Consider the following 1493-nt stretch of genomic DNA (forward strand, 5'->3'; position numbering starts at 1 on the left):
CGCCGCCACCCTCAGCCGCCCCCACTTCCCGGCGGCCGCCACGATCAGCGTCGACACCACCGACGGCGAGCTGCGCACCATCCGGGACGCCGACCGCTCGTTGCGGGCGATGTCGTTGCTGATGGCGGAGGTGGAGGTGGACTCGCCGTACTCCAGGAGCTTCTTGGTCAGCTGGGTGCGGATCTTGGTGACGGCCTCGGTCACGTCCTCGCCCTTGTCGAGGCGGTCGGTCAGGTTCCGCCAGTTCGCCGCGTCGGCCTGCTTCTCGATGACGCCTTCGAGGAGGTAGGAGTCGATGGGCTTGCCCGCGGTGAGCGCCTTGGCCAGCCGGGTGCGGGCGGCCTCTTCGGCGTCGATGGCGTTCTCGGCGAAGATGCGGAGGCCGTGGGCGAGCTGCTCGGGGGTGAGGGTGGTGGCCATGGTGCTGTCTCCCTTGGAGGTGGTGGTTTGTGGTGTTGTGTTCTACTTTCATCATTCTCCAAACCCACTTGGATACCCTCGTTATCCATGCAAATTTGGTCAAGGAATCGTCAAGGTGGCCGGGTTGACCTGGGCGTTCCCATCGGGCCGGTGACGAGCCGTCAGGAGGCGGGGAGGGCCTGGGAAAGCTCCCGGCCCCTCGCGCGGCGGTCAGTCGCCGGCGGCCGCGGTGCGGTGCTGGGCGATGCGGGCGGCCACGGCCGCGACGACGGCCCGGGTGTCGGCGCGCAGGTCGGTGTCGCGCGAGCGGTAGATCTCTTCGTGCTCGCCGCTGTAGCCGCCGTCGGGGTAGAAGCAGGCCAGCCAGCCGTGGTGGTCGCCGACCGGGTACGCGACTTCGTTCTCGCGCGGGCCGCCCTCGGCGCCGTTGATCCAGATCGCTGCGTCTCCTCCGAGGTCCATGGCGAGCCATCCCCCGCTGCTGTCGCCGTCGCCCCGCGCGGCGAAGCCGGCGATCCGCAGCTCCCGGTACAGGTAGCTCGCGGCCGTCCCGGGGCGGTGGTCGCCGTACCGGGCCATGTCGGTGGCGAGCAGCAGCTGCTTCACGTCGTCGGTGAGGGCCGTGTCGGTGAGGTCGATGAACGCTCCGCCGTTGAGGCTGTGGTCCCACTCGGCTCCGGCGTACGAGGCGGGGTCGTCGAGCCACATCGGCGCGCCCTCGGAGGTCAGTGCGCTGAGGTCCGGCACGTTCCACGCCCAGGTGCCGGTCCCGCTGGGGAAGCGGTCGTGGGGGACCGTCACGGAGAAGACGGCCCGGCCGTCGGGGTCGTAGAGGACTGCGGCGATCTCGCGGACCATGGCGTCGACGGCGGCCGGGCTGAACCGCATCGTCCAGTCGTCGAGCTCTCCGGTGATCTCCGGGCCGGTGCCGTCGGCGCGGCGGAGGCGGAGCCGCATCCACTTGTCGTCCTCGTAGACGCTGTTGAAGCCGGCCACGAGGATTCCGGCGGCCTGGGTGAGGGCGGGCATGCCGATGAGGCGCATTGCTGTCTCCTTCGAGAGGGAGGGGGAGG

The 1493-nt window shown here is 70.3% G+C and carries 2 protein-coding genes; both read right to left on the bottom strand.

All coding sequences use genetic code 11. The annotated features are described in order from the left end of the window. Positions 1-420 (bottom strand): hypothetical protein (locus PV341_RS44995; RefSeq protein ID WP_500361026.1); only part of this gene is annotated, 420 nt, incomplete at its 3' end. A 210-nt stretch (positions 421-630) separates the two neighbouring features. Further along, on the bottom strand, positions 631-1493 hold an 863-nt coding region (locus PV341_RS45000), incomplete at its 5' end, for a hypothetical protein (protein WP_500361027.1).

This window comes from Streptomyces sp. PA03-1a, from assembly GCF_033792805.1.
In the GTDB taxonomy this organism is placed as follows: domain Bacteria; phylum Actinomycetota; class Actinomycetes; order Streptomycetales; family Streptomycetaceae; genus Actinacidiphila.